The sequence below is a fragment of the Burkholderia oklahomensis C6786 genome, assembly GCF_000959365.1.
Taxonomy (GTDB): domain Bacteria; phylum Pseudomonadota; class Gammaproteobacteria; order Burkholderiales; family Burkholderiaceae; genus Burkholderia; species Burkholderia oklahomensis.
The window spans coordinates 811,387-837,771 of record NZ_CP009556.1 but is presented as its reverse complement, the minus strand read 5'-3'; the positions used below and the strand labels follow the sequence as shown (position 1 = coordinate 837,771).

Sequence of the window (26,385 nt, the reverse complement as noted above, 5' to 3'; positions counted from 1 at the left end):
TTGTCATCGAAACTTCGTAAAAACCGAACTATAAATCAGATTTCTACTGGTTTTTACGAAACACGAAAACGCCGATCATCATGGCTTCGACATTCGATTGACGACCCGATCCGACAACAATCATGGACTACCTGCTGACCCTCGCCGCCGATCCCGCCGTCTGGGCCGCGCTCGTGACGCTCGTCGCGATGGAAATCGTGCTCGGCATCGACAACCTGATCTTCATCTCGATCCTGAGCAACAAGCTGCCGGAAGCGCAGCGCGCGCGCACGCAGCGCCTCGGCATCGGCCTCGCGCTGATTCTCCGTCTCGCGCTGCTCGGCACGGTCGCGTGGATCGCGCGGCTCACCGAACCGGTGTTCACGCTGTTCGACCATGCGTTCTCGTGGCGCGATCTGATCCTGATTTCGGGCGGCCTGTTCCTCGTCTGGAAAGCGACGAAGGAGATGCACCACCACGTGTCGCGTGACGGCGCGCACGAAGCCGGCTCGACGAACGCCGTCGGCCTGACGATGTGGGCCGCCGTCAGCCAGATCCTCGTGCTCGACATCGTGTTCTCGATCGACAGCATCGTCACCGCGGTCGGCATGACGACCCACATCCCGATCATGTTCGTCGCGGTGATCGCGGCCGTCACGGCGATGCTGTTCGCGGCCGGTCCGCTGTCGCGCTTCATCGACCGCAATCCGACGATCGTGATGCTCGCGCTGAGCTTCCTGATGGTGATCGGCATGACGCTGATCGCGGAAGGCTTCGGCTCGCACGTGCCGAAGGGCTACATCTATGCGGCGATGGCGTTCTCCGCGTTCGTCGAAGGGATGAACATGCTGGCGCGGCGCGCGAAGGCGAAACATGCGAAGCGAATCGCCGCGGAGTGACGCGCCGCGGCGCGATGCGATGTGATGTGAACGGTTGCGCGGTTCGGCTCGTTCGGGCCGCGCGATGCGAAACGTCGCGCGCCCCGGTTCGGCCGGGTCGCGACGGGAAACGAAGCGCGGCTCGTCCGCGCGCCCTCGAAAGGAGTGGAACGATGAAATGCCCTGTTTGCGTGACGCCCGATCTGCTGATGACCGAACGGCAATCGATCGAGATCGACTACTGCCCGACGTGCCGCGGCGTATGGCTCGATCGCGGCGAACTCGACAAGCTGATCGCCCGGGCCGATGACGACGCGAATGAGCGACGGCGCGATTCGGCGCGCGATGTCGGCCGCGACGCGCCGCCCGCGCGCGGCGAGCATGACGGTCGCGATCGCTGGCGACACGACGGCCACAAGCGCGACGAGCATTACCGGTCGCAGCACGGCGGGTATCGGAAGAAGAAATCGCTGTTCGATATGTTCGATTTCGACTGAGGCTGGCGTCGGTATCGGCGTGTTTCGAGCGGGTGATGTCGAGCGGACGATGCCGGCGACGCAGCGATGCGCCGCCGGCGCCGTCCCGTCCGCTCTTCGCGCGATCCTTCTCCACGCGATCCAATCCGCGACGAACGCACGCGATAGGCGTTCGGGCGTCCTTCACAGCGAAGCGCACAAGCCCCTGCCTTATACCGCCCCCTCACCGCTGGAGACGAAATGACCGCAACGCGTTCCATTCGATGTCTGTGTGGCGCCGTCGCCGTGAAGCTGACGGGCGAACCGGCCGCACGCGCCAACTGCCACTGTTCGCCGTGCCGGGATTTCTACGGCGCGTCGATGCTGTCGGCGACCGCGTGGCCGGCCGAGCAGGTCGCCGTCGTCGAAGGCGTCATCGCGACGTTCGCGCATCCGACCCGGCAACTATCGCGCGCGTTCTGCCCCGCATGCGGCGAGACCATGTTCGGCACGAACCGGCTCGGGATGCGCGTCGTGCCGAATGCGATCGTCGCGCGCGCCGCGGGCGGCGAGCTGCCCGACAGCCTGCGGCCGACGATGCATCTGTTTTATCGGCATCGGATCGTCGACGTACGCGACGATCTGCCGAAATATCTCGACGGCTGGGATGGGCCGACCGACGACGCGTGAACGACGCATGACGCGCGGCGCGACCTGATCTAGAGCGGGCAATCGGTAAACAGATCGAGCACCTGCGTGAAGAACGCCCTCGCCTGAGCGTCGTCGCGCAAATCGAGCCCGGCCGAATCGCCGCCGTACACGCCGCTCGACTTCGGACGCGCATTCGCGTGGCGTCTCGCATATTCGGCCGCTTCGCCGAGATCGTCCCGAAACCGCTCGACGACGCCCGGCTGCGTCTGCGGTCCGGTCACGCACAGGTGCAGCGCGTCCGGATGCTGGAGCCCGTTGAAGCGCCAGCCGTGCCGCCGCATGCAGTCGTTCACGTGATAGATGTCGAACGCATCCGACGTGAATGCGAAGCAGAACGTCGGCTTGCCGAGCACGCGCAGCTCCGGGATCGCAAGAACGGCGGCCTGCATGTCGAACGCCGTGTCGAATATCGGCTGCGCGCGGGCCAGATACCCTTCGCGCCCGAGGCTGCGCAGCGCCGCCCACGTCGCGGCGATCAGGCCGCCCGAGCGGCTGCCGGACAGGCCGGGCGAGCCGTACACGCCGCCCGCCCAGTCGGTCATCAGGTAGTACTGATGGCGGCGAAAGCTCGCGTCGCGCCACGCGAGCACCGAGCCGCCCTTCGGTCCGTAGCCGTATTTGTGCGTGTCGGCCGAGATCGACGTGACGCCCGGCAAGCGGAAATCGAAAGCCGGAATGTCAGGATAACCAAGCGCTTCGCCCCAAGGCAGGATCCAGCCGCCGAGACAGCCGTCGACGTGCAGCCACACGTGCTTGTCGATCGCGACGTCCGACAGCGCGGCGATCGGATCGATCGTCCCGTACGGATAATTGCACGCCGAGCCGACGATCATCACGGTGTCGGCGTCGATCGCATCGCGTACGAAATCGACATCGACCCGCATCGTCTGCGAATCGATCGGCGCGACGATCACGTCGAAGCCGAACAGATGGGCGGCCTTGCGAAACGCCGGATGCGCGGACGCGGGCCAGATCATCCGCGGCCGCACGATCCCGCGCTCGGCGCGCGCTTTCTCGCGATAGGCGAGCGTCGCATTCAGAATGCTCTCCGTGCCGCCGAGGCTCAGCACGCCGCATGCGCGATGCGCGGCGTCGTGCTCGGTCACCGCCTCGCCGTGCAACAGCGCGACCGTCATCGCGACGATCTCGCTTTCCATCCGGTTCATGCTCGGACACAGGTCGCGCTGCAGCGCGTTGACGTGACTGAATAGTCCGTACGCTTCGTTCAGGAACGCATAATGTTCGTGATCGCCGCAATACATCGTGCCCGAGCAGCGGCCGTTCTCCCATTTGCGGTCTTCACGCACGGCCATCGATCGCAGCTGCTCGAGCAGCCGCTCGCGCGGCATCCCGTGTTCCGGAAATCCATGCATCGCGCCGAATTCGGCGGCGTACGGATAAAGCTGCTTGATGCCTTCTTCGAGATCCATGACGTCCTCCTGTGCGATGCCGGCATCGACATGCGAAAACTCGCCGATGCCGATCGAATTTTCCAGGCTCACGCATTGCCGTTCGAATTAAGGCTGCCTAATTAACAGCTTAAAAATTTTCTGGACGTTCGATTCAATCACGCTATTCTTCGACTTACATCCTAATAACAATCGGGACATGTCATGAAAAAATACGCATTGGCTTTCTTGTTGATGCTGTTTTCATCGATATCGGCAATGGCGGGAGCAATCATTCCGTCGGGCGGCACATTGGTCGCCGGGCAATACGTGATGTCGAACAACGGCAATTTCGCATTCGGCATCGACGCGGCCACCGGCAAACTCTATTTCCACTACAAGTTCCCGACGCGGGCGTGGGGCGCGAGCTCGGCGTCGCAACTCTTCGGCACGAAGCCGGAAGGCGCGCTCTACGTGGGCAAAGGCGATCGGCTCGTCATGCAGACCGACGGCAGGCTCGTGTTCTATTCCGGGAACGACGTCGTCTGGAGCAACTGGTATTCCGGTCCCGCGCCGACCCCGGGCTCGTATGCGGTCGTCGAGGATTTCGGCGTCGTCGCGATCTATCCGCCTCAAGGCGGCTACCCGTCGTTCGTGTGGCCGTTCGCACACATCACGCCGAACGACGGCGCGGTCAGTACGGTCGTCGGCTATTCGTTCGGCATGAATTTTCCGGTGCTCAACGGGCGTCAGTCGCTGCAGATCTTCAACAACGTCACCTATTACCTGTGGAACAAGAGCTTCGCGTCGGACAGCGTCGCGATGCAGCCCGACGGCAATCTCGTCGTCTACAACAAGGGGCAGGCCGTCTGGTCGACGGGAACGTCGGGCAATCCGGGCGCCTACATGCTGTTGACGCCCGTCGGATTCGTGCTCGGCAAGCAATACAGCGGCATTCTCGCGAACGTGCCGTATCCGGTGTCCGTCGATCAATCGAGCCGCGCCAGCGGCCCGAACGATCCGAAGCCGAAGCCGGGCACGCCGCCGCCTCCTTCGCTCAATCTGCCGATCAACGCGAGCTGGAAGTGCTATTACGTCAAGGACTGGCTCGTGTGCTACGCACCCGGCTGAACGACGTCCGATCGCGCATCGGCGGCCGCGCGCCGCCGGCGAAGCGGCCATGCGCGCCGCAGGCGACGGGCCGCGCCGCCGGCCGATTGGTTCGTTTGCCTAAGCGCGCTGCAATGCATGGAAAATCGGCCGATTGCGCTTGAACGCCTCGACGAATTGCGCCGACATCTCCGCGTAGATCGCCGCGTTCACGCGATTCGGCTCATGGATGCTGCGAATCCGCACGCGTGCGCCGAACTCGTCGAAATCGAGCAAGCCGAGCCGCTGGAACGCGAGTAGCGCGGTCCCGACGCACGTCGTGTATTGCGGCTGCTCGACCCGATGAACCGGCGCGTTCAACACGTCCGCGACGATCTGCGACCACGCATCCGATTCCGCGCCGCCGCCATAGAACACGAAGTGCGAGAAGCGCCGTTTCGCGAACGCTTCGACGGGGCCGCGCAGCCAGCGCAGATTCATCGCGACGCCTTCGAGCACCGCGCGCGCGAGATGGCTGCGCGTCGCGTCGAGCCCGACGTTGACGAAGCCGCCGCGCATCGACGCATCCGCGTACGGCGCGAGCGATCCGGCAAGCCATGGCATGAACATCACGCCGCCGCTGCCGGGCGGCGTCGCGTCGATCGCCGTTTGCAGGCGTGCGAAGCAATCGTCGCGCGGCAGCGCGCCGAACGGATCGTCCGCGTAGACCTGCTGCTCGATGAAGTGCTTCAACGCCGCGCCGCCGACGCCGTTTTCCGCCATCACGAAATACGTGTCCGGCACGGGACTCGGCATGCTGAGAATCGCGTGACGGATGTCGGTTCGCTTGAAGCGCACGTGCGCGATCATCACGCTCGAACTGCCGATCGACAGCGCCGCGTGCTCGCCCGCGAACGCGCGCGCGCCCATGCCGCCCGCTTGCGTGTCGTTCAGCCCGGCGACCACCGGCGTATCGCGCGGCAAGCCGAGTTCGTCCGCGACGCCGGGCAGCACGCGGCCGACGATCGCGTCGACCGGCAGCAGCTCGGGCAGCTTGCCGGCGTCGATGCGCGAGTAATGGACGAGCCGCGGATCGTAGCGCGTCGCGTTCAGGTTGCGGTTGTCGATCGCGAGCGACATGAACGCCGTGCACTGATTCGCGCACGCGCGCCCCGTGAAGCGCAGATTCAGATAGTCCATCGGCTCGAGAAACGTCGCGGTGCGCGCGTAGACGTCGGGCTTCGCGTACTTCAGATAGCGCATGTGCGTGAGCGAAATCCCGCCTTCGACAGGCGGCAGCCCATGCACGCGCAGCCAGTGCCATTGCCGAAGCAGCGAATCGGCCCGCTTCGGATAATTCGCCATGTCGCGCATCGCGTGCGGCGCGCCGCGCCGGTCGAGCCAGAGCATCATGTTCGCGACGGGCGCGCCGTCGGCGCCGATCGGCACGATCGACGAATACTGGCTGCTGCATGCGACCGCAAGCACGCTGCGCGGCGCGACGCCCGACGCATGCAGCGCGAGGCTGCACGCATGCCTGACCGCGCGCCAGACTTCGAGCGGGTCCTGTTCCGCGCCACCGCCCGGCGCATGCAGCGTCGCGACGGCCGCGCGCGCCGCCGCGACGACTCGCCCGTCGAGCGACACGACGGCGGCCTTGGGGCCGCTCGTCCCGAGATCGATCGCAAGCACGCAAGGTTCCGTCTTCGTCATGACGCCTCCGTCGTGGCGGATGGGATGCCGCGCTTAACGTCTGAAGAATAGGCGAACCGGCGCGCCGGCGTGATGCTTTGCGCGACGGCCGAAGCTGAATGGAGGATTTGGAACGGAGACTCGCGAGACGAACAGCGCGTCGAGCAGGCCGGGTAGCCGGAAATCCGCGCGGCGGATCGCGCCGACCGCATCGGAATGCAGCGACGAAAGCCAATGGCAATGGAACGATCCGGTTCGATCGACCGGACGCGCGGTCGAGTGAAAAACGGAAAACGATGATGGCGCGACTGGCCATGCACGCAAGGGAATCATCGGACGATCGAGCCACTGCGCGTTCGCCGGAGCGCGCAGTCGAAATAGCCGATTGAACGAGAAGCCGCGTTGAAATGGCCGCGTTCGAAACAATACGTGCCGCGCGGCGGCCGTCGATCGAGGCGACGCTCGATCAACCGATGCGACACGCCATCACGTCGAGCGACCTTCCTCCCGCTTCCTCTTCGCTGCGGGCGGCCGCGCCGTCTCGTGCCGCAACAGGAACTGCACCGCATAATCGGCGAGCGCGTCGAAGCCGAGCGGCCCGTCCGGCTTGTACCATTGCGCGACCCAGTTCAGCGCGCCGAACATCAGCAGCCGATCGATCGGCGTCGGCGCGGGCCACTCGCCGGCGGCCTGCAAGCGCTCGATCACGCCGTCCCACACCGCCTCGTAGCGGTCCTTCAGCTTCAGCACCTTCGCCTGCATCGCTTCGTCGAGCGACTTCCACTCGTACAGCAGCACCGGAATGAAATCGTGATCCGGAGACACCAGCGTCTTCAGGTGCGTATGCACGAGCGCGCGGAACGCGTCGCGCGCGGGTTGGTTCTCGACGTCGAGCGCCTCGATCCGCGCAAGCGCGTTCAACATCCCCTGCTCCATCACCGCGACGAGAATGTCCTGTTTCGTCTTGAAGTAGTAGAACCAGCTTCCCGCCTGCACGCCCGCCGCCGCGGCGATGTCGCGAACCGTCGTTCGTTCGTATCCCTGCGTGCGGAACAGCTTCGCGGACTTGAGGATCAGCTCGTCGCGCAGCGTCGCGCTCTCGCCCTTCACGGGACGCCCGCGTTTGCGCGTGGCCTGGGGTATGGCGCTCATAGAATCACAATGCGATGTTTCGAACCGGCATTCGCCGCCGCAAAGCCGCCGCGAAGCCGGAAATTCGAACGATTATCGGCGAGTTTCAAACGCTTGGAAAGCCGATCCGCCCGCATGCGCCGCCCGTTCCCCGAGCGCCCCGCCCTAATATTCGAGCTGCCGCGCCGCGAGATCCTTCAAGATTTCCTCCGCGCCGCCGCCGATCATGTTGACCTTCACTTCGCGATAGATGCGCTCGGGCCGCGTGCCGCGCATGTAGCCCATGCCGCCCAGAATCTGCACGGCGGCGTCCGCGCAGAACTGCATCGTCTGCGTCGCGAAATTCTTCAGCATGCAGATCGACGCGACGAGCGTCGGCGCGCGCTTGTCGAGATGATCGATCTGCCATGCGCATTGTTCGAGCCACGCGCGCGTCGCATCGATGCGCATCGCCATGTCGACGAGCTTGTGCCGGATCACCTGGTGATCGGCGATGCGCTGCCCGAAGGTCCGGCGCTGCCGCGCCCAGTCGAGCGCGTCTTCGTAGCAGACTTCCGCGAAGCCGAGCGCCGACGCGGCAAGGCTGAAGCGCTCGAGATTGAAGTTCTGCATGACGAGCGGAAAGCCGCCGCCTTCCGCGCCGATCAGATTCGCGGCCGGCACGCGGCAATCGTCGAAACGCAGATGCGCGGTATCGGACGCCCACCAGCCCATCTTCTCGAGCGGCGTCTTCGACAAGCCCGGCGTGTCGCCTTCGACGAGCAGCAGCGACAGACCCTTCGCGCCCTGCGCGCTTGGATCGGTGCGCACCGCGACCGTGTAGTAGTCGGCGCGGATGCCCGACGTGATGAACACTTTCGCGCCGCTCACGACGTAATGGCCGCCGTCGCGCACCGCGCGCGTGCGCAGCGCGGCGACGTCCGAGCCGCCGCCCGGCTCGGTGATCGCGAGCGCCGAGATCTTGCGGCCCGCGAGAATGCCGGGCAGCACGCGCGCCTTCAGTTCGTCGCTGCCCGCATGCACGATCGGCGGCGCGCCGATCGTGTGCGACATCAGCGAGCTGACGACGCCGCCCGCGCCGCAGCGCGCGAGTTCGATCGAGCAGATCAGCCGATGAAACATGTCGACGTCCTCGACGCCGCCGTAAGCGTCCGGAAAGCCGATGCCGATGAGGCCGATGCGCGCCGCCTTCTCGTACAGTTCGCGCGGAAACTCGCCCGCCTCGTCCCAGTCGTTCACGTACGGCGCGATCTCCTGCGCGACGAACCGGCGCAGCGTATCCTGAAATTCGATATGTTCCGGTCGGTAGTACGCCGGGTTCGGGATCGCGCGCTGCATCGGTGTCTCCTGTCGGTGCGCCGGGAACCGGCCGCATACGTGCCGATTCTAGGAATGCGGACAAAATAAATCAACTGATTGATTTATTAAATTCGCGGCGCTACGATGTGCGCACATTGCAACGGCGACATTCGGGACACCCGATGAACACACTGCAAGGAAAAACCGTTTTCATCACCGGCGCTTCGCGCGGCATCGGGCTTGCGATCGGCAAGCGAGTGGCGAGCCTCGGCGCGAACGTCGTCATCGCCGCGAAGACCGCGGAAGCGAATCCGAAGCTGCCCGGCACGATCTACAGCGCGGCGGCCGAGATCGAGGCGGCGGGCGGCGCATGCCTGCCGCTTCAGGTCGACATCCGCGACGAGGCGCAGATCGCCGATGCGTTCGCGCGCGCCGCCGAGCGTTTCGGCGGCATCGATGCGCTCGTCAACAACGCGAGCGCGATCAGCCTGACCGACACGCCGAACACGCCGATGAAGCGCTTCGACCTGATGTTCGACGTCAACGTTCGCGGCACGTTCGCGTGCACGCAAGCGGCGCTGCCCTATCTGAAGCAGTCCGCGCAGCGCGGCGGCAACCCGCACGTGCTGACGCTGTCGCCGCCGCCGAATCTCGATCCGAAGTGGTTCGCGCCGCACGTCGCATACACGATCGCGAAATACGGGATGAGCCTGTGCGTGCTCGGCCACGCGGAGGAATTCCGCACGCACGGCATCGCGGTCAACGCGCTGTGGCCGCGCACGGTGATCCGCACGACGGCGCTCCAGATGATTCCCGGCATTGCCCCCGCGATCTGCCGCACGCCCGAGATCGTCGCCGACGCGGCCGCGCACGTGCTGTCGCTCGACGCGCGCACGCACACGGGGCGCTTCCTCATCGACGAACAGGTGCTCGCCGACGCAGGCGTCACCGACCTGTCGCGCTACGCGGTCGTGCCGGGCACCACGACGTTTCCGAACGATCTGTTTCTCGACTGACGGAAAATTCACATGGGATATCGCTCACAACTTCGCGCGGGCAGCTTCGACGGCAAGATCGCGCTCGTCACCGGCGGCGGCAGCGGCATCGGCCGCTGCTGCGCGCATGAGCTCGCGTCGCTCGGCGCGCACGTCGTGCTGCTCGGACGCAACGCCGACAAGCTCGCGAACGTGTCGGCCGAAATCCACGAAGACGGCGGGCGCACGGACACGATCGCATGCGACATCCGCGACGAAGACGGCGTGCGGCAAGCGGTCGCGCAGATCGTCGAGCGGCACGGCCGCGTCGATCTGCTCGTCAACAACGCGGGCGGCCAGTTCCCCGCGCCGCTCGAGCAGATCAGCGCGAAAGGCTGGCAGGCAGTGCTCAACACGAATCTGCTCGGCGGCTTTCTCGTCGCGCGCGAGTGCTACGTGCAATCGATGAAGCCGCGCAAGACGGGCGCGATCGTCAACATCATCGCCGACATGTGGCACGGGATGACCGGCATGGGCCACAGCGGCGCCGCGCGCGCCGGCATGCTGAACTTCACGGAAACGGCCGCCGCCGAATGGGCGCCCGTTCGCGTGAACGCGGTCGCGCCCGGCTGGATCGCGTCGAGCGGCATGGACACCTATCCGGATGCGGTCAAGCCGATGTTGCGCGCGCTGCCGAAGATGGTGCCGCTCGGCCGCATCGGCAACGAAGCCGAAGTGTCGGCGGCGATCGCGTTCCTGCTGTCGGACGCCGCATCGTTCATCAGCGGCGCGTGCCTGCGCGTCGACGGCGGCGCACCGAACGCGCGCCGCCATTTCCCGATGCAGCCCGCCGATGCGAACGCGCCGTTCGACGGCTTCCATCGCGCGATCGCGCCCGAACTCTTCAAGCGCTGACATGCCGATCTTCGATTCCCGCCTCGACACGGCAAGCGCCGCGTTCCGCGACAACGCGGACCACATGCTCGCGCAGATCGCGCAATTGCAGGCGCTGCACGCGCGCGCCGCGGACGAATCGGCGAAGGCCGGTCCGCGCTTCGAGAAGCGCGGGCAGTTGCTGCCGCGCGAGCGGCTCGCGCTGCTCGTCGACGCCGGCGCGCCATTCCTCGAGCTCGCGTCGCTCGCCGGCTATCTCGTCGGCGAAAGCGATCCGGACAAGTCGGTGCCGGGCGCGGGGCTCATCGGCGGCATCGGCTACGTGAGCGGCACGCGCTGCATGATCGTCGTCGCCGATTCGGGCATCGACGCGGGCGCGCTGCAGCCGATGGGCCTCGAGAAATTCCAGCGGCTGCAACGGATCGCGCTCGACAACCGGCTGCCGTTCGTGCATCTCGTCGAATCGGCGGGCGCGAACCTGATGCAATACCGCGTCGAGGAATTCATCCACGGCGGCCGTCATTTCTTCCAGCTCGCGAAGCTGTCCGCGGCGGGCATCCCGGTGCTCACGCTCGTGCACGGCTCGTCGACCGCGGGCGGCGCGTACATGCCGGGGCTGTCCGACTACGTCGTGATGGTCCGCGACCGCGCGAAGGCGTTCCTCGCCGGCCCGCCGCTCCTGAGGGCCGCGACGGGCGAGATCGCGACCGACGAGGAGCTCGGCGGCGCGACGATGCACGCGAGCGTGTCGGGGCTCGCCGAATACGTCGCGGACGACGACGCCGACGGCATCCGGATTCTGCGCGAGCTCGTCGACAAGCTCGGCTGGCGCGAGCGCGAAGCCGCGCTGCCCGTCGGCGGGGAGCCCGCGCTCGATCCGCAAGGACTGCTCGGCATCCTGCCGCGCGACGGCAAGAAGCCCGTCGACATGCGCGAGGTGATCGCGCGGCTCGTCGACGCATCGGATTTTCTGGCGTTCCAACCATCGTACGGACCGGCCACCATCTGCGTGCACGCGCGCATCCACGGCATGCCCGTCGGCATCGTGACGAACAACGGCCCGCTCGATCCGGCCGGCGCGACGAAGGCGACGCACTTCATCCAGGCGTGCTGCCAGAGCGACGTGGCGCTCGTCTATCTGCAGAACACGACGGGCTTCATCGTCGGCAAGGCGTCCGAACGCGCGGGGATGATCAAGCACGGCGCGAAGATGATCCAGGCGGTATCGAACGCGACCGTCCCGCAAATCACGATCCTGTGCGGCGCATCGTTCGGCGCCGGCAATTACGGGATGTGCGGCCGCGGCTTCGATCCGGCGTTCGTGTTCTCGTGGCCCAACGCGCGCACCGCGGTGATGGGCGCGGAGCAGGCCGCGCTCACGATGGCGATCGTGATGGAAGGCACGGCGCGCGCGAAAGGCGTCGAGCCGGACCGCGCGCGCATCGACGCGCTGCGCGAGAAGATCGTCGCGAACTTCGAGCGCCAGACCCACGCGTTCTATACGTCGGGCCGCATGCTCGACGACGGCGTCATCGATCCGCGCGACACGCGCCGCGTGATCGCGATGACGCTCGCCGTGTGCCGCGACGGCCGGGGCAAGACCGTCCGGCCGCTCACGTTCGGCGTCGCCCGCCCCTGATCCGGAGACATCATGCACTTCACCGAAGAACACGCCGCCATCGCGCGCACCGTCAAGCGCTTCATCGAGCAGGAGGTCAATCCGCACGTCGACGAATGGGAGGAAGCCGGCATCTTTCCCGCGCACGACGTGTTCAAGAAGCTCGGCGCGCTCGGCATGCTCGGCCTGAGCAAGCCCGCCGCGTTCGGCGGCGGCGAGCTCGACTACAGCTACGAACTCGTGATGGCCGAGGCGCTCGGCGTGTGCGCGGCGGGCGGCGTGCCGCTCGCGATCGGCGTGCAGACCAACATGGCGACGCCCGCGCTCGCGCGCTTCGGCTCCGATGCATTGCGCGGCGAGTACCTCGCGCCCGCGATCGCGGGCGAGCAGGTGTCGTGCATCGGCGTATCCGAGCCGGGCGCGGGCTCCGACGTCGCGTCGATCCGCACGGCCGCGCGCAAGGACGGCGACGACTACGTGATCAGCGGCACGAAGCTCTGGATCACGAACGGCACGCAGGCGGACTGGATGTGCTGCCTCGCGAACACGTCGGACGGCCCGCCGCATCGGAACAAGTCGCTGATCGTCGTGCCGCTGAAATCGAAGGGCGTGCACATCGAGAAGAAGATCCGCAAGATCGGCATGCATTCGTCGGACACCGCGCAGATCTTCTTCGACGACGTCCGCGTGCCGCGCCGCAATCTGATCGGCGAGGAAGGCCAGGGCTTCACGTACCAGATGCTGCAATTCCAGGAAGAGCGGCTCTACGGCGCGGCGGCCGCGCTCGTCGTGCTCGATCGTTCGATCGACGAAACGATCGACTACACGCGTCAGCGCAAGATCTTCGGGCGGCCCGTGCTCGATCACCAGGTCGTTCACTATCGGCTCGCCGAGCTGAAGACCGAAGTCGAGGCGCTGCGCGCGCTCACCTATCGCGCGACCGAGCTGTACGTGCAAGGCGGCGACGTGACGACGCTCGCGTCGATGGCGAAGCTGAAGGCGGGACGCCTCGCGCGCGAAGTCACCGATAGCTGCCTGCAATTCTGGGGCGGCATGGGCTTCGCGTGGGAATCGAGCATCTCGCGGACCTATCGCGACACGCGCTTGTTCTCGATCGGCGGCGGCGCCGATGAAGTGATGCTCGGCATCATCTGCAAGAAGCTCGGCACGCTGCCGCGGGAGTGACGCGCGATGACCCAGACGACTTCCCCGACGCTCGCGCCGCTGCACGTCGCGCAGGCGGACGGCATCGTGTTCGCGACGCTGAACCGGCCGGCCAGGCGCAACGCACTGACCGACGATCTCGTCGCGGCGCTCGACGCCGAATGCGAGCGCGTCGCCGCCGATGACGGCGTGCGCGCGTTCGTGCTGCGCGGCGCGGGCGGCGTGTTCTGCGCGGGCGGCGACTTCGGCGGCTTCAAGGCGATGATGCGCGAGCCGGCGCCCGCCGGCGAGATCGATCCGATCGCGGCGTCGAACCGCCGCTTCGGCGCGCTGCTCGACAAGCTCGCGGCGCTGCCGATGCCGACGCTCGCCGTGATCGAAGGCGCGGCGATGGGCGGCGGCTGCGGGCTCGCCGCCGCGTGCGACCGCGTGCTGATGGCGGACGATGCGCATCTGTCGATGCCGGAGACGTCGCTCGGACTGCCGCCCGCGCAGATCGCGCCGTTCATCGTCGCACGCGCGGGCGCGGTGCGCGGCCGCTGGCTGATGCTGACAGGCCGCAGGCTGTCCGCCGCCGACGCGCTGCATGCGGGCCTCGTCGACGAAACCGCGAGCGCCGACGGCATCGATCCGCTGCTGCGCAGCGAGCTCGCGCGCGTGCTTGCGTGCGAACCGGCCGCGCTGCGCGCGACGAAGCGGATCGTCGCCGATGCGCTGCGCCGCGAGCGCGGCGCCGTCCTCGACGCGGCCGCGGACGAATTCGCCGCCGCGCTGCGCTCGGGCGCCGCCGTCGAAGGGCTCGCCGCGTTGACCGACAAGCGCGCGCCGTACTGGGCGAGCGACGCGCCGACGCTGCCGGAGATGCCATGAGCGAGCGCCGCTTCACCCGGCTCCTGATTGCGAATCGCGGCGAGATCGCGGTGCGCGTCGCGCGCACCGCGCGGCGGCTCGGCATCGCGACCGTCGCGGTTTACTCGGACGCGGACGCGCGCAGCCCGCACGTCGGCGCATGCGACGCGGCGGTGTCGATCGGCGGCACGACGCCCGCCGAATCGTACCTGTCGATCGACAAGCTGATCGACGCCGCATTGAAGAGCGGCGCGCAGGCGATCCATCCGGGCTACGGCTTCCTGTCCGAGAACGCGGCGTTCGCACGGCGCGTCGCCGATGCGGGCCTCGTGTTCGTCGGCCCGCGCGCCGACGCGATCGACGCGATGGGCGACAAGGCGCGCGCGCGCCGCCGGATGGCCGCGGCCGGCATCCCCGTCGTGCCCGGCTACGACGGCGACGATCAGAACGAAGCGCGCATTCTTGCGGAGGCCGAACGAATCGGCTTTCCGGTGATGCTGAAGGCATCGGCGGGCGGCGGCGGGCGCGGAATGCGCCGCGTCGACACGCGCGACGCGCTGCCCGCCGCGCTGAAGCTCGCGGTGTCCGAAGCGCAGAAAGCGTTCGGCGACGGCCGGATGATCGTCGAGCGCGCGGTGATCGAGCCGCGCCACGTCGAAGTGCAGATATTCGCCGACGCGCACGGCCACGTCGTTCATCTCGGCGAGCGCGACTGCTCGGTGCAGCGCCGCCATCAGAAGATCGTCGAGGAAGCGCCGTCGCCCGCGGTCGACGCCGCATTGCGCGCGCGGCTCGGCGCGACGGCCGTGGCGGCTGCACGCGAGATCGGCTACGTCGGCGCGGGCACCGTCGAGTTCCTGCTCGATCGAGACGGGCAGTTCTACTTCATGGAGATGAACACGCGGCTGCAGGTCGAGCATCCGGTGACCGAGCTGATCACGGGACAGGATCTCGTCGAATGGCAGCTGCGCGTCGCGCGCGATGAAGCGTTGCCGCTCGCGCAGCAGCACGTCCGGCTCGACGGCCACGCGATCGAGGTGCGTCTCTGCGCGGAAGATCCCGCCGACGATTTCCTGCCGCGCACGGGCGACGTGCTGATGTGGCGGCCGGGCCGTCATGTGCGCTGCGACCACGCGCTCGCCGACGGCGTCTCGATCAGCCCGTTCTACGACTCGATGCTCGGCAAGCTGATCGCGCATGGCGGCTCGCGCGCGGAAGCGATCGACCGGCTCGCGAGCGCGCTCGACGACACGGTGCTGCTCGGCGTGCCGAGCAACCGCGCGTTTCTCGCGCGCGTGCTCAGGCATCCGTCGTTCGTCGACGGTCGCACCGTGTCGACCGCGTTCGTCGCGCAGCATTTCCCCGGCAACGACAGCCGCCGCTTCGCGCCGACGGACGCCGCGTGGGCCGTCGCCGCATGGTTGTCGGTCGCCGCCGTCGACCGCGCCGACGCGACGCCGCTCGCGTGGCGCGGCTGGCGCAACGGCGCGCCGCTGCCGGTGCCGTACCGGCTGTCATGGGCGGGCTCCGGCGGCGATCATCCCGATGCGCGGCGCGGCAGCGTGACGATCGATCGGCGAAGCGTCGTCGTGCACGCGCACGGCCGCTCGCCGCTCGCGCTCGAAGGCGCGCCGCCCGCGCATCCATGCACATCGTCGTCGGTCGCGCTCGACGGCCGCACGCTCGACTACTGCTTCGCGATCGCGCACGGCCGCCTGTGGCTGCAACTCGACGGCATCGATTACGCGTTCGCGATCCACAACCGCGAAGGCAACGCGAGCGCCGACGCCGCCGACAGCGACGGCGTGCTGCGCGCGCCGATGAACGGCCGCGTGATCGCGGTCGACATCGACGAAGGCGCGACGGTCACGGCCGGGCAAACCGTCATGGTGCTCGAAGCGATGAAGATGGAGCACGCGATCACCGCGCCGTTCGCGGGGAGAGTCGCGTCGCTCGGCACGCGCGCGGGCGAGCAGGTCGCGCCCGGCCAGGTGCTCGCGCAACTCGAGCCGCAAGCCGGCTGAACGCGGCCGGCATCCGACACAAGGAGATTTTTCGATGAGCAAACCGGTCGTCATCACGTGCGCGCTGAACGGCATCTTCACGGACCCGAAGCAGTTCAACGTGCCCGTCACGCCCGAGCAGATGGCGCGCGAAGCGAAAGGCGCGTACGACGCCGGCGCATCGTGCATGCACGTGCACTTCCGCCGCCAGGAGCCGGACAAGGGGCACCTGCCGTCGTGGGACCCGCGGCTCGCGGCCGAGATCGCGCAGGCGATCCGCGACGCGTGCCCGGGCGTGATCTTCAATCAGTCGACGGGCATCGTCGGGCCGAACGTCGACGGCCCGCTCGCGTGCATCCGGTCGATCCGCCCGGAGATCGCCGCATGCAATGCGGGCTCGCTCAACTATCTGAAGGTGAAGGCCGACGGCGCATGGGCATGGCCGCCGATGCTGTTCGACAATCCGGTCGACAAGGTCGCGTCGTTCCTGAAGACGATGGCCGAGACGGGCGCGGTGCCCGAGTTCGAGTGCTTCGACACCGGCATCGTCCGCTGCATCGACATGTATGCGCGCGCCGGATTGTTCGCGGGACGCGCGAACTACAACTTCGTGATGGGCGTCGAGTCGGGGATGCCCGCCGACCCCGAGCTGCTGCCGATCCTGATCCGGCTGCTGCGTCCGGACTCGACGTGGCAAGTCACGGCGATCGGCCGCGCGAACATCTGGGCGCTGCATCGGCGCACGGCCGAGCTCGGCGGACAATTGCGGACCGGTCTCGAAGACACGTTCTATCTGCCGGACGGCGCGCGCGCGACGTCGAACGCGCAGCTCGTCGATGCGATCGCGACGGTCGCGCGCGAAGCCGGGCGGGAGATCGCGTCGCCGCAGGAAGCGCGGCGGATGCTCGGCACGCGCGCCGACGCGGCGTCGCATGCCTGATCGGGTGGAAACGCGATCGGATGGATGCTTGATCGCAATGGCAGCATCGGCCGCGTGTGCGGCCGGCGTACCGCGGACACTGCGGAGGTTGTAGCGACGCGGTAGCGAGCGCGAGACTTGCATCCGCTGCAACGCAAGCCTATGCGTCCGCGCTTGGTCTGCGCGTGGAAACGCGATGCGTGCGCATGCATCGCGCATCACGCACTGCGCGTCGAGCACGAAAGGTGAGGATTTTCGGGAGGCCGTCGACGCCGTTCCGAACCGACGAAACCGGCGCACGTCGGCGCTGTTCGAATGCACCGGGCCGCCGCATCACAACGAACCGAGACCGCGGCCGCCGCGCGCGCCCGGCGCTCGCCAGGAGACGACATTGACCTCGATCGCCCCGGACAACCTGCCGCTCGAACGGCTTCAGCATTGGGAACGCGCGCGCGCCGACGACATCTGGCTCGTCCAGCCGACAGGCGGCGGCGAAGTCCGCCGCTTCACGTGGCGCGAGGCGGTCGACGAAGCGCGCCGCATCGCCGCGCACCTGCGCGCGCTCGACCTGCCGCGCGGCTCGAACATCGCGATCCTGTCGAAGAACTGCGCGCACTGGATCCTCGCCGATTTCGCGATCTGGCTGAGCGGCCATGTATCGGTGCCGCTCTATCCGACGCTCGGCGCCGAATCGATCCGGCAAGTCCTGACGCACAGCGAAGCGGCGGCGCTGTTCGTCGGCAAGCTCGATGCATGGGAGCAGATCCGCGCGGGCGTGCCGTCGCACGTGCGATGCATCGGCCTGCCGTATCTGTCCGGCGCGCCATTCGACGGCGCGCGATGGGACGACATCGTCCGCGACACCGCACCGCTCGCGGACCACGTGACGCGCGCCGCCGACGAACTCGCGACGATCGTCTACACGTCGGGCACGACGGGCGATCCGAAGGGCGTGATGCTGACGTTCGGCGCGCTCGCATGGTGCGTCGAGCCGGTCTTCGACCTGATCGCGCTCGGGCCCGACGACCGGATGATCTCGTACCTGCCGCTGTCGCACGTCGCGGAGCGCGGCTACGTCGAGATGCTGTCGGTGCGCACCGGGTTCACCGTTCACTTCAGCGAATCGCTCGATACGTTCATCGCCGATCTGCAGCGCGCGCGGCCGACGTTCTTCATCTCGGTGCCGCGGCTCTGGGCGAAGTTCCGGCACGCGGTCGCGAGCCGCCTGCCGCCCGGCCCGATTCCCGATGCGATGAAGCCGATGATCCTGCAGCAGCTCGGCCTCGATCAGGTCCGCCTCGCCGCGAGCGCGGCCGCGGCGATCGAGCCCGCGCTGCTGACCTGGTATCGCGATCTCGGGCTCGAGCTGCTCGAAGGCTACGGGATGAGCGAAGTCTGCGGCGTGTCGCATTCGTGCCGGCGGCACGACATGCGGCCCGGCTACGTCGGCACGCCGGTGCGCGGCGTCGAGAGCCGCCTCGCCGACTCCGGCGAGATCGAGATCCGCTCGCCGGGCAACACGATCGGCTATTACAAGCGCCCGGACCTGACTGCCGCGCTCTTCACGCCGGACGGCTTCGTGCGCAGCGGCGACAAGGGCGAGCTCGACGACGCCGGCCGCCTCAAGATCACCGGGCGCGTGAAGGAGATCTTCAAGACGAGCAAGGGCAAGTACGTCGCGCCGTCGCCGATCGAGAACCGGCTGACGACGCATCCGTTCATCGACGCGTGCTGTGTCGTCGGCGCGGGGCTGTCGCAGCCGTGCGCGCTCGTGTCGCTGTCCGACGAGGGCCGCCGGCTCGACGGCAACGGCCGGCGCGCGGCGCTCGCGACGTCGCTCGGCGAGCATCTCGAACGCGTCAACGCGAGCCTCGACGATCACGAGAAGCTGCGCTTCGTCGTGGTCGTCGATTCGATCTGGAACGAGACGAGCGGATTCGTGACGCCGACGTTCAAGGTGCGCAGGAATCGCGTCGAAGAGCGGTATGCGCCGTTTCTCGAGGCGTGGGACGCGCGGGGGGCGGCGGTCGTCTGGGAGTCCGACGCGGCGTGACCGGCGCCGCTTCGCCACGGCATCGCTCGATGACAAAAGGCGCGCCGAGCGGCGCGCCTTCTTCTTTCCGCGACGACCAGCGACGCAAAGCGGGCACCCCGCGCCGGACGACGGCACGCCGACATCGCGCGCCGTCGATTCAAACCCGATCAAAAGGCGCTCGACCATCCGAATACGGCGGCGTACGCCGCGGCCCGCCGAGCGCGTCTCAGCGCGATCTGATCAATTCAGTCCGTCATTGAATCGAAATGGCGCTCGCGGATATGCCGCGCACCAATTCGATCTTTTTTATCGCCATTCATTTAAATTACATCCGATTCCGGCAAGCTGTCTGAATCCGTCCGAATCCACATCGCGACAAAATCTGGCCGATTCGTTCATCGAATATTTCCTCGGTTTTCAGGAATCGCTTCCAAAACCTGCCTGCCCCCGCCGCACCGTCACGATATCAAGTCCAGCGCTATCCATCGTTCACCGCATCGAAACGACGCACGTCGGACTAGGAAGCGCGCGAGGCGCTGGAAACGGTTTCCGGCAATCTTTATCCGATTGACACATTCGAATCCTAATTCCGCCTCGAAAAGCTGCTTTGGTGTATCAAACACTTCAGCGTTGACGATAGGAAAATTCATATTGAGTTTCAAATGTCATCAATGAAATATGTACCAAACAATTTACTGAGAGATATCTGATGAGCTCCGGCCAGCCTCCGTCTCCGAGCGAAGGTGCGAGCCAGCCCGAGGGTGCGATCGGAAGCGCGATTCCCGCGTCTTTTTCTTCCGATTCGCATGGCTTGGCTCGCCCGACAAGCATCTTGCCCCGTTCAGCCGTCCGTCTCGATCGCCGTATCGCCGCCGTCGTCACGCTGCTTCCCGCGTTGGGCACGGTCGCGGCGATCGCTTTATGGGTCGGCGGCCATGGGCCGGGCGCCGTCGAACTGATCGTGTTCGCGGTCTTCTATTTCGCGACCGCATTGGGGCTCGAAGTCGGCTTTCATCGCCACGTGACGCACAAGGCGTTCAAGGCGAAGCCGTGGGTGCGGGCCGCGCTGATCGCGCTCGGCTCGATGGGCGCGCACGGCCCCGTCAACTGGTGGGCGTCGACGCACCGGCGCCATCATTCGACGAGCGACGGCGACGGCGATCCCCATTCGCCGCACCTGTCGGGCGAAGGCGTCGGCGGCCGGCTCAAGGGCCTGTATCACAGCCACATGGGCTGGCTGTTCGTCGGCGAGTCGACGCGGCCGGCGGGATGGGAAAAATACGTGCCCGACCTGTACCAGGACCCGCTCGTCTTCAAGCAGCACATGGCGTATTACCGCTGGGTCTGGATCGGCCTCGCGCTGCCGCCGCTGATTTGCGGGCTCGCGTCGCGTTCGTGGACGGGCGTGCTGCTCGGCTTCCTGTGGGGCGACATGGTGCGGATCTTCGCGGTCAGCCATTGCATCTGGGCGCTGAACTCGCTGTGCCACGTGATCGGCCGGCGCGATTTCCACACCACCGCGCACGACCGCAGCCGCAACAGCCTGCTGCTCGCGATCCCGACGTTCGGCCAGGGCTGGCACAACAACCATCACGCGTTTCCCGCATCCGCGTTCACCGGGCTGCATTGGTGGCAGATCGATCCGGGCGGGCTGTTCGTACGCGTGCTGGAGCGCCTGCACCTCGTCTACGACGTGCATCGCCCCTCCGAAGCACTCATCGAAAAGAAGCGCATCACACCATGAACGACTCTCGACGGGAACCCAGAAAATGAAGAGCGCCATCTTGAAGGCAGTGGAAATCGACGCGAGAAGCCACGAGGACATCCTCGACTGGATGACAGGCTATCTGGCAGCCAGGCTGCGCACCGACAGCGGCTCGATCGACGTGAACAAGCAGTTCATCGAATACGGCCTCGATTCGGCCGACGCGATGCGGATGGTCGGCGATCTCGAGGACTATCTCGGCTTCGAGCTGTCCCCGAGCCTGCCCTATCAACATCCGACGATCGACGCGCTCGCGCAGGCGCTCGCCGATCTGTCGGCCAATCGATAGGGAGACCGAACGATGACCGTCCAGCTCGAGAACCGGGAAACCGGCGCGCCGAATCGCGGCGCGCCGTACGGCGCGTCCGCCGACGCGATCCAGTATCACTACGACATCGGCAATGCGTTCCTCGCGCTCGCGCAGGAAAGCGGCCGCAACTACTCGTGCGCGATGTACGAGGAAGGCGATACGCACGAACAGGCGCAGATCCGCAAGCTCGATTACCACATCGCGCAGATCCGGGCGCGCGGCGCGGAACGCGTGCTCGACATCGGCTGCGGCTGGGGCGCGCTGCTCGACCGGCTCGCCACGGCCGCCGGCGTGAAGGAGGTCGTGGGGCTCACGCTGTCGAACGAGCAGCTCAAATATATCGGCGAGCGATACCGGCACCCGGGCATCGACGCGTTGCTGCGGAACTGGCAGGACTACGAGCCCGAGCGGCCGTTCGACGGCATCATCTCGCTCGGCGCGTTCGAGCACTTCGCGAAGATCGGCGAAGACAAGGTTCAAGCGTATCGGCATTTCTTCAGGAAGTGCCACGATTTCCTGAAGCCCGGCGGCCGGCTGTCGCTGCAGACGATGGGCTACGGCGACGTGCCCCGCGACCGCCAGCATTCGGATCTCTTCATCGCGCGCGAAGTCTTTCCGGAATCGGATCTGCCGTACCTCGCGGATATCGTTCGGGCATCCGAAATGCTGTTCGAAGTGGAGCTCGTCCGCAACGATCGCCACGACTACGTGAAAACGATGCGCGCGTGGTTCGAGAACCTGCGCGCGCATCGCCGCGAGGCGCTCGAGCTCGCGCCGCTCGAGGTGGTCGAGCGCTACGAGCGGCTGTACCGGACGATGAGCTATTCGTTCGATCTCGGCGCGTTCGTGCTGTATCGAATCACGTTCCGGCGCATCGAGCCGAACCGGATTCACGCCGGCTCGCAACATCGGGCGGCCGTCGCATGAAGGACGCGCCCGCCGACAACGCCGGCCGCGCAGGCCGCGCGGAAGCGCCGGACCGCGCGGCATCGCCGACCGGTTCGGCGGCTCCGTCCCCGCCCGGCGATCGCGCGTCCGGGCACCTGTCGCGCGCGTCGTCGGCGCGCCATCTGGGCGTCGCGTCGATACCGGCCGTCGGCACCGTCGCCGCGCTCGCGCTCTGGGCCGGCTTCGGCCTGGCCCCGCGCGCGCAGGACGTCGCGATGCTCGCGGTCTTCTACGTGCTCAACATCCTCGGCATGGAGCTCGCACTGCATCGCTACTTCGCGCATCGCACGTTCAAGGCCGCGCCGCCGGTGAAGATCGCGCTCGCGATCCTCGGCTCGCTCGCCTACATGGGGCCGCTGATGTGGTGGGTCGCGATTCATCGGCTGCACCACGCGAACGCCGACCGGCCCGGCGATCCTCATACGCCGCAGTTGGGCGGGCGCGGCTTCGTCGGCCGCGCGAAGGGCATCCTGCACGGCCACGTCGGCTGGCTGTTCGACCCGTCGTCCGCGCGCCCGAAGGGCTGGAACCAATACGCGAACGACATGTACCGCGACCCGACGCTGTTGCGCATCCATCTCGCGTACGACTTCTGGCTGCTGTTCGGCCTGCTGCTGCCGGCCGCGATCGGCGGGCTGCTCGATCTGTCGTGGAAGGGCGCGCTGCTCGGCCTGCTGTGGGGCGGCGCCGTGCGGATCTTCCTCGCGACGAACGCGATCTGGGCGGTCAACTCCGTCGGCCATTCGCTCGGCGGCCGCCGGCCGTTTCCCGGCCGCGACCAGAGCCGCAACGCATGGTGGCTCGCGATCCTGACGCTCGGCGCCGGCTGGCACAACAACCACCATGCATTTCCGCAATATGCGAGCACGCGCTTCAATCGATGGCAGATCGACGTGACCGGATCGCTGATCGCGCTGCTCGAGCGGCTGGGGCTGGTGTGGGACGTCCAGCATCCCGATCGGGACGCGATCCGCCAACGGCTCGCTGACGCGCGTCGCGGCGATGCATGACGCACGTTCTCCTTCGACAGCAATCGACCGGATCTCGCGATGACGACACTCAAGATCTTCGATGCGCGCGTGCACATGCTGCCCGACGTCGTCTCGAAGCTCGTCTGGAAGAACTACGAGCGCGACGCGTGGAAGATTCGCCATGAACTGCTCGCCGAGCAATCGATCGCCTTCCTGAAGGAGCGCGGCGTCGCGCGCGCGGCCGGCATCTGCTATGCGGCGCAGCCGGGCATCGCGCCGTTCCTCAATGACTTCGTCGCGCAACTGGCGTCGCGGCATCCGGCGTTCGTCGTGCCGTTCGGCACCGTGCATCCGCACGACCGCGATTGCGCGCGCGAGACCGTCCGCGTCCTGGACGAGCTGAACTTCGCCGGCCTCAAGATCCACTGTCACTTGCTGAAGATGGCGCCGGACGACGACGCGCTCGCGCCCATTTTCGAAGCGGTCGCCGAACGGGGCAAAGTGCTGAACCTGCATTCGGGCGCCGTCGCGAAGAACAACGCGCAGATGGATGAAATCCGCCGCTTCTGCAACGTCGATCGCTTCCGGCGCGCGATGCGGCGCACGCCGCATCTGAAGGTCGTCGTCCCGCACATCGGCTATGACGAAGTTCAGGAGTACGTCGATCTGCTCGACGCGTTCCCCAACCTGCATTTCGATACGGCGATGGCGTTCGGCGGACACCGCGTCGCGACGGGCGAGATCGTGCCCGACGTCAGGCCGCTGCGGGAGACGCGCTTTCCGCGCGGCGCGCATCCGCGTCTGCCGACGCCGTGGAAGCCCGCGCTCGAACAGCTCGTGCCGCAAATATGCGATCGTCCCGGCCGTTTTCTGTACGGCAGCGACTTTCCGCTGATCCCGTACGAATGGGATTTCGAAATCGAGCAGTTGAAGCGCTATCTGCCCGCGGACGTGCTGCACAAGGTGCTGTGGGAAAACGCCAGCGCGCTGTTCGACGGCGGCGCGCATGCGGGCGCGTCGGCCGCAACGCTCGCAGCCGGACCGACGACGGAGACGACACGATGACGCATGCCGACCACTCGCCGCCCATCGACGCACTGGCCGCCGACGCATTCGCCGATTTCGTCGAACTGACGCGATACCGCGCCGCGCATCAGCCCGATCTGCGAGTCTATTCGTTCATCACGGGCGGCGATCGCGCGGAGCAGCATCTCACTTGCGCCGATCTGGACCGACGCGCCGGCGCCGTCGCGGCGGCGCTGGCCCAGGTCGCCCGCCCCGGCGACCGCGTGCTGCTGCTGTTTCCGCCCGGAATCGACTACATCGCCGCGCTGTTCGGCTGCATGTATGCGGGCGTCGTCGCGGTGCCCGCGTATCCGGTCGAGCCCGCGCAGGCGGAGCGCACGTTGCGGCGGCTGATCGGCATCGTCGAGAATTGCACGCCGGCCGCGATCCTGTCGACGACGATCGTGCGCGACGACGCGCACCGCATCGAAGCCGGCTCGCCCGCGCTCGGCGGGCTGCGCTGGATCACGGTCGACACGCTCGGCGACAGCGCCGGGCGCTACGTCCCGCCGCCCGTGAATCATCGATCGCCCGTCTACCTGCAATACACGTCCGGCTCGACCGGCGCGCCGAAGGGCGTGATGATCAGCCACCGGAACCTGCTGCACAATTCCGCGCTGATCGCGAGCCGCTTCGAGCACGACACTGACAGCCGCGGCGTGATCTGGCTGCCGCCGTATCACGACATGGGGCTGATCGGCGGCATCCTGCAGCCGCTCTACGTCGGCTTTCCGGTGACGCTGATGTCGCACGTCGATTTCCTCAAGCATCCGCTGCGCTGGCTGCGCACGATCGGCGAGCGGCGCGCGACGACGAGCGGCGGACCGAACTTCGCATACCAGATGCTCGCGACGATGCGCATCGCCGATGCCGATTTCGACAAGCTCGATCTCAGCTCGTGGGACCTCGCATTCGTCGGCGCCGAACCGATCCGGCACGGCACGCTGCACGCGTTCTCGCAGCGCTTCGCGCGCTGCGGCTTTGACGCGCGGGCGTTCTATCCGTGCTACGGCCTGGCCGAGCACACGCTGTTCATGACGGGCGGCCTGAAATCGCAGCCGCCCGTCGTCGTCGCGCCGCGCGATGCGGAACCGGTGCGCGCAGAATCCGAAACACAACGCGCGAGCACGGCGATCGGATGCGGCGACGCGGCCGGCGACAGTCTAGTGCGGATCGTCGATCCCGATACGCGCATTCCATGCGATGATGGCCGGGTCGGCGAAATCTGGGCGCAAGGGCCGAGCGTCGCGCTCGGTTACTGGAACAATCGCGCGCTGAGCGAACAGATTTTCGAAGCCGAGCTGCCGGGCTATGACGGGCGATTCCTGCGCACCGGCGACTATGGTTATCGGTCGGGGCCCGAAGTTTTCGTCACGGGCCGCCTGAAGGACATGATGCTGATTCGCGGCGCCAATCATTACCCGCACGACGTCGAAGAGACGATCGAGGCGCTCGACGCCGAACTGTTTCGCCCCGGCGGATGCGCGGTGTTCGCGCTCGAGGCCGACGCCGCGCCGCAAGTGATCGTCGTGCGCGAGCTGCGGGCGCGCTATCTGAAGGCATTCGGCGACGGCGATCGCGAAAGCGGCCATACGCCCGACGCGCTGTTCGGCAAACTGCGTCAGGCAATCAATCTGCACCACGGCATCGCGGTGCACAACATCGTCTTCACGTCGCCGTCGGCGATACCGAAGACGACGAGCGGAAAGGTCCAGCGGCACGCCTGTCGCGAACTGTTTCTCAACGACACGCTGCCGGTGATCACCCAGTGGCGCGCGCAGCTCGACGCGCCGAATGAAACCCGGAACAACTGACGAGGAACGCGGCATGCAAGAAAAACTGGATGCGGACTACTTCAACCGGTTCGGCGCCGACTATCTGCCGGGCCTGCTCGGCATCGTCGTCGACCAGGTCGAGAAAAACCACGTGCTCGCCGAGCTGACGATCCGCAAGGCCGTGCTCGCGCACGGCATCCTTCATGCGGGCACGATCGTGAGCCTCGCCGATACCGCGTGCGGCTACGGATGTCTCGCGAGCCTGCCGGAAGGCGCATCCAGCTTCAGTACGCTCGAACTGAAGAGCAATTTCATGGGCACCGCGCGCGACGGCGCGATCGTCTGCGAGGCGCGCGCGATCCACAGCGGCCGCATGACGCAAGTGTGGGACGCGACCGTCCGGCATCGCGAAACGGACAAGCTGCTCGCGACGTTCCGCTGCACGCAGATGATCCTCTGGCCGACGAAGTAGA

General features: G+C 67.0%; 24 protein-coding genes. 19 read left to right on the top strand and 5 right to left on the bottom strand.

Translation table 11 applies throughout. The annotated features are described in order from the left end of the window. Nucleotides 1-122 precede the first annotated feature (122 nt). From BG90_RS21670 to BG90_RS21660, 3 genes are all read left to right on the top strand, one after another. Nucleotides 123-878 carry a TerC family protein gene (locus BG90_RS21670; RefSeq protein WP_010120623.1) on the top strand — a complete coding sequence of 252 codons (756 nt, stop codon included), beginning with the start codon at nucleotides 123-125 and terminating at the stop codon, nucleotides 876-878. 152 nt (nucleotides 879-1,030) lie between these two features. After that, nucleotides 1,031-1,354 carry a TFIIB-type zinc ribbon-containing protein gene (locus tag BG90_RS21665; protein ID WP_025990385.1) on the top strand — a complete coding sequence of 108 codons (324 nt, stop codon included), beginning with the start codon at nucleotides 1,031-1,033 and terminating at the stop codon, nucleotides 1,352-1,354. 219 nt (nucleotides 1,355-1,573) lie between these two features. Beyond that, the gene (locus tag BG90_RS21660) at nucleotides 1,574-2,002 is read left to right on the top strand and encodes a GFA family protein (RefSeq protein WP_010120627.1); all 429 of its coding nucleotides are present in this window, start codon (nucleotides 1,574-1,576) and stop codon (nucleotides 2,000-2,002) included. Nucleotides 2,003-2,031: 29 nt separating this feature from the next. Here BG90_RS21660 and BG90_RS21655 read toward each other — a convergent pair whose 3' ends face one another. Beyond that, complete coding sequence (locus tag BG90_RS21655) at nucleotides 2,032-3,453, bottom strand: pyridoxal phosphate-dependent decarboxylase family protein (RefSeq protein WP_010120628.1); 1,422 nt, start codon at nucleotides 3,451-3,453, stop codon at nucleotides 2,032-2,034. A 183-nt stretch (nucleotides 3,454-3,636) separates the two neighbouring features. Here BG90_RS21655 and BG90_RS21650 point away from each other — a divergent pair, with 183 nt between their 5' ends. Then, entirely contained in the window at nucleotides 3,637-4,542 is a 906-nt protein-coding gene (locus BG90_RS21650; RefSeq protein ID WP_025990386.1) for a membrane protein, read from the top strand. 99 nt (nucleotides 4,543-4,641) lie between these two features. On the opposite strand, the gene BG90_RS21645 is transcribed toward BG90_RS21650, so the two are convergent. From BG90_RS21645 to BG90_RS21630, 4 genes are all read right to left on the bottom strand, one after another. After that, complete coding sequence (locus BG90_RS21645) at nucleotides 4,642-6,213, bottom strand: xylulokinase (protein WP_010120632.1); 1,572 nt, start codon at nucleotides 6,211-6,213, stop codon at nucleotides 4,642-4,644. 33 nt (nucleotides 6,214-6,246) lie between these two features. Further along, complete coding sequence (locus BG90_RS21640) at nucleotides 6,247-6,525, bottom strand: hypothetical protein (RefSeq protein WP_124072361.1); 279 nt, start codon at nucleotides 6,523-6,525, stop codon at nucleotides 6,247-6,249. 153 nt (nucleotides 6,526-6,678) lie between these two features. Further along, a complete protein-coding gene (locus tag BG90_RS21635; protein ID WP_025990388.1) occupies nucleotides 6,679-7,344 on the bottom strand; it encodes a TetR/AcrR family transcriptional regulator in 666 nt (221 codons plus the stop codon). A 144-nt stretch (nucleotides 7,345-7,488) separates the two neighbouring features. Beyond that, entirely contained in the window at nucleotides 7,489-8,661 is a 1,173-nt protein-coding gene (locus BG90_RS21630; RefSeq protein ID WP_010120634.1) for an acyl-CoA dehydrogenase family protein, read from the bottom strand. A gap of 143 nt (nucleotides 8,662-8,804) precedes the next feature. Between BG90_RS21630 and BG90_RS21625 the strand changes: the two genes are divergently transcribed. From BG90_RS21625 to BG90_RS21555, 15 genes are all read left to right on the top strand, one after another. Then, on the top strand, nucleotides 8,805-9,638 hold the full coding sequence (locus BG90_RS21625) for an SDR family oxidoreductase (protein WP_010110572.1): 834 nt from the start codon (nucleotides 8,805-8,807) through the stop codon (nucleotides 9,636-9,638). Between the two features lie 12 nt (nucleotides 9,639-9,650). After that, nucleotides 9,651-10,511, top strand: coding sequence for an SDR family oxidoreductase (locus BG90_RS21620; protein WP_010110573.1), 861 nt, complete (start codon nucleotides 9,651-9,653; stop codon nucleotides 10,509-10,511). Nucleotide 10,512: 1 nt separating this feature from the next. Next, nucleotides 10,513-12,129, top strand: coding sequence for an acyl-CoA carboxylase subunit beta (locus BG90_RS21615; protein WP_010120636.1), 1,617 nt, complete (start codon nucleotides 10,513-10,515; stop codon nucleotides 12,127-12,129). Between the two features lie 12 nt (nucleotides 12,130-12,141). Beyond that, nucleotides 12,142-13,293 (top strand): acyl-CoA dehydrogenase family protein, encoded by a 1,152-nt coding sequence (locus BG90_RS21610; RefSeq protein ID WP_010110576.1) that lies wholly within the window; start codon nucleotides 12,142-12,144, stop codon nucleotides 13,291-13,293. 6 nt (nucleotides 13,294-13,299) lie between these two features. Next, nucleotides 13,300-14,142 (top strand): enoyl-CoA hydratase/isomerase family protein, encoded by an 843-nt coding sequence (locus BG90_RS21605; RefSeq protein WP_010110577.1) that lies wholly within the window; start codon nucleotides 13,300-13,302, stop codon nucleotides 14,140-14,142. Then, complete coding sequence (locus BG90_RS21600; protein WP_010120656.1) at nucleotides 14,139-16,145, top strand: acetyl/propionyl/methylcrotonyl-CoA carboxylase subunit alpha; 2,007 nt, start codon at nucleotides 14,139-14,141, stop codon at nucleotides 16,143-16,145. The genes BG90_RS21605 and BG90_RS21600 overlap by 4 nt, the downstream gene beginning before the upstream one ends. A 34-nt stretch (nucleotides 16,146-16,179) precedes the next feature. Next, on the top strand, nucleotides 16,180-17,064 hold the full coding sequence (locus BG90_RS21595) for a beta-keto acid cleavage family enzyme (protein WP_010120658.1): 885 nt from the start codon (nucleotides 16,180-16,182) through the stop codon (nucleotides 17,062-17,064). 370 nt (nucleotides 17,065-17,434) lie between these two features. Then, nucleotides 17,435-19,096, top strand: a complete 1,662-nt coding sequence (locus tag BG90_RS21590; protein ID WP_025990390.1) for an AMP-binding protein — start codon at nucleotides 17,435-17,437, stop codon at nucleotides 19,094-19,096. A gap of 691 nt (nucleotides 19,097-19,787) precedes the next feature. Next, the gene (locus BG90_RS21585; RefSeq protein ID WP_025990391.1) at nucleotides 19,788-20,822 is read left to right on the top strand and encodes an acyl-CoA desaturase; all 1,035 of its coding nucleotides are present in this window, start codon (nucleotides 19,788-19,790) and stop codon (nucleotides 20,820-20,822) included. Between the two features lie 25 nt (nucleotides 20,823-20,847). Continuing rightward, on the top strand, nucleotides 20,848-21,132 hold the full coding sequence (locus tag BG90_RS21580) for an acyl carrier protein (protein WP_010120663.1): 285 nt from the start codon (nucleotides 20,848-20,850) through the stop codon (nucleotides 21,130-21,132). 12 nt (nucleotides 21,133-21,144) lie between these two features. Continuing rightward, the gene (locus BG90_RS21575) at nucleotides 21,145-22,080 is read left to right on the top strand and encodes an SAM-dependent methyltransferase (RefSeq protein WP_010110585.1); all 936 of its coding nucleotides are present in this window, start codon (nucleotides 21,145-21,147) and stop codon (nucleotides 22,078-22,080) included. Continuing rightward, a complete protein-coding gene (locus BG90_RS21570; protein WP_010120665.1) occupies nucleotides 22,077-23,111 on the top strand; it encodes an acyl-CoA desaturase in 1,035 nt (344 codons plus the stop codon). Before BG90_RS21575 ends, BG90_RS21570 begins: the two co-directional genes overlap by 4 nt. A 39-nt stretch (nucleotides 23,112-23,150) precedes the next feature. After that, nucleotides 23,151-24,137, top strand: coding sequence for an amidohydrolase family protein (locus BG90_RS21565; protein WP_010110587.1), 987 nt, complete (start codon nucleotides 23,151-23,153; stop codon nucleotides 24,135-24,137). Beyond that, a complete protein-coding gene (locus BG90_RS21560) occupies nucleotides 24,134-25,951 on the top strand; it encodes a fatty acyl-AMP ligase (RefSeq protein ID WP_010120699.1) in 1,818 nt (605 codons plus the stop codon). Before BG90_RS21565 ends, BG90_RS21560 begins: the two co-directional genes overlap by 4 nt. A gap of 13 nt (nucleotides 25,952-25,964) precedes the next feature. Further along, nucleotides 25,965-26,384, top strand: a complete 420-nt coding sequence (locus BG90_RS21555; RefSeq protein WP_010110589.1) for a PaaI family thioesterase — start codon at nucleotides 25,965-25,967, stop codon at nucleotides 26,382-26,384. Nucleotide 26,385: the final 1 nt, after the last annotated feature.